Source organism: Cellulomonas sp. (assembly GCF_035634735.1).
GTDB lineage: Bacteria > Actinomycetota > Actinomycetes > Actinomycetales > Cellulomonadaceae > Cellulomonas.
The window spans coordinates 1-2,191 of record NZ_DASQCJ010000111.1; the positions used below are offsets into that span (position 1 = coordinate 1).

3 protein-coding genes are annotated in these 2,191 nt (G+C 78.5%); all 3 read left to right on the forward strand.

The window, feature by feature from the left end; translation table 11 throughout:
- A partial coding sequence (locus tag VER05_RS09960; protein ID WP_324845202.1) for a hypothetical protein occupies positions 1-740 on the forward strand: 740 nt, incomplete at its 5' end.
- A 158-nt stretch (positions 741-898) separates the two neighbouring features.
- Positions 899-1,120, forward strand: a complete 222-nt coding sequence (locus VER05_RS09965) for a hypothetical protein (RefSeq protein ID WP_324845203.1) — start codon at positions 899-901, stop codon at positions 1,118-1,120.
- A gap of 84 nt (positions 1,121-1,204) precedes the next feature.
- Positions 1,205-2,191, forward strand: a 987-nt coding sequence (locus VER05_RS09970; protein WP_324845204.1) for an adenosine deaminase, incomplete at its 3' end; no start/stop codon positions are given.

The window sequence follows — 2,191 nt, forward strand, 5'->3', positions numbered from 1 at the left end:
CCGCGGGCCGCACGGTCCGCTGGGGGACCGCGGCCGCCCGCCAGGTCGACGGCACCACCTGCGGCGCGGCCGTGCTCGCCCTGCTCGCGGCCGCCGGCGACCCGCGCCTCGCCCTGTGGCTGGTGTCCGGGCGGCTGCCCGACGGTCCCCGCCCGCCCGAGCTCGACGGGTTCGACCTGCCCGAGCCGGCCGACCCGCACCACCCCGACGCCCCGACGTGGTTCCGGACCCCGGACGGCCGCGTCGTGCACGCGTCCGCCACCGGCGACGAGGCCGCCGCGGCGCGCTGGGGCCTGCTCCAGGCCGCCCTGCACCGGCGCAGCACGGCGCGGGCGGTCGCCGGCGTGCTCCCGTGGCCGCGCGCGCTGGGCACCCCGCCGTGGGGCGCCGCGCGCCTGGCCCGGTTCCCCGGCGTGCGGTACCGGTCGGTGCTGGTGGACGACACCCGGACGGGCGAGGTCGACGACCTGCTCGCGCGGGTCGACGCCGCCCTGGACCGCGGGATCCCCGTGCCGCTGTACGCCGGCGGCGACCTGTCCGGCGGGCCCGGCGCCGCGGTCCCGCGGCACGTGGTGCTCGCCGTCGGCCGGTCGGGCGAGGACTACCGGGTGTACGAGCCCGGGGCCGGGGCCGTCCTGCCGCTGCCCCGCGCGGTGCTGCGGTCGCCGTCCGGCCCGGTGCCCGCCCTCGGCCACTGGACGCACCTGGCCTGGGCGCTCCTGCCGACCCGCCCGCGCTGACCTCCGCCACCCGGAGCGTTCCGCCCGGGTTGCACAACCGTCAGGTTGCCGGAGCGCCCGCGGGCGCTGTTCGCGCGCGGCGATCGCCGCGGCCTGGCGGGCCGCGCGCGGCGGGGACACGATGGGGGAGTACCCCGCCGCCGACGACAGGAGCAGACATGAGCACCGTTCCCGGCGACCGGACCTGGCGCGACGCCGGGCTCGTCGAGCCCGCGCTGACCGACCTGCCGGAGGTCCAGCCCGACGACGACAGCGACGCGCGCGACGGCGCCTACGAGCCGGACGACCCGCGTCCCGACCTGGCCGGGGAGGCCGACCCCGGCGACGTCGCCGAGCAGAAGACGCCCGTCCCCGACGACGAGCGCGACGACTACCCCTGAGCCGCCCCGCCGACCGCGCAGGACGGCCCGGGCGCCCGGTTCCCCGATGCGGGGTTCCGGACGCCCGGCCACTACGGTGGGAGCATGACCGTGACCTTCGAGCAGATCGTCGCGCTGCCCAAGGTCCTGCTGCACGACCACCTCGACGGCGGCGTGCGCGCGCAGACCGTCGTCGAGCTCGCGGAGAAGGTCGGCCACGCGCTGCCGACCACCGACCCCGAGGCGCTGGCGGCCTGGTTCCGGGACGCCGCGGACAGCGGCAGCCTCGAGGCCTACATCGCGACGTTCAGCCACACCCTCGCCGTGATGCAGCGCCCCGAGGCCCTGCGCCGGGTCGCCCGCGAGGCGGTGCTGGACCTGGCCGCCGACGGCGTCGTGTACGTCGAGGAGCGGTTCGCCCCCGAGCTGCACCAGGAGGGCGGGCTCTCGCTCCAGCAGGCGGTCGACGCGGTGCTGGAGGGGCTCGCCGAGGGGGAGGCCCAGGCCGCCGCGGACGGCCGTCCGGTCCGGGCCCGGCTGCTGCTGTGCGCCATGCGCCAGTCGGACCGGGCCGACGAGATCGCCGCCCTGGCCCTGGCGAACCGGGACCGGGGCGTCGTCGGCTTCGACATCGCCGGGCCCGAGGCGGGCTTCCCGGCGAGCGCCCTGGGCGCGGCGTTCGCGCAGCTGCGCACCGCCCGGTTCCCGGTCACCGTGCACGCCGGCGAGGCCGCGGGCCGCGACTCGATGGACGAGGCGGTCGACGTGGGCGCGCTGCGCCTGGGCCACGGCGTGCGGCTGGTCGACGACATCCGGGACGGCGACCACGGCGCCCCGGTGCTCGGCCGCCTCGCGCACTGGGTCCGGGACCGCGGGATCGCCCTCGAGGTGTGCCCGACGTCCAACCTGCAGACCGGCGCCGCCGCGTCGATCGCCGAGCACCCCGTCACGCGGCTGCTGCGCCTCGGCTTTGCCGTCACGGTCAACACCGACAACCGCCTGCAGTCCCGCACCGGCCTCAGCCGCGAGCTGCACCTGCTCGTCACCGAGGCGGGCTGGACCCTCGACGACGTGCGGACGGTCACCCTGACC

What these genes read in the sequence shown, in the direction of transcription:
- VER05_RS09965 (WP_324845203.1), top strand. Translation starts at nt 899, where the DNA reads ATGAGCACCGTTCCCGGCGACCGGACCTGGCGCGACGCCGGGCTCGTC.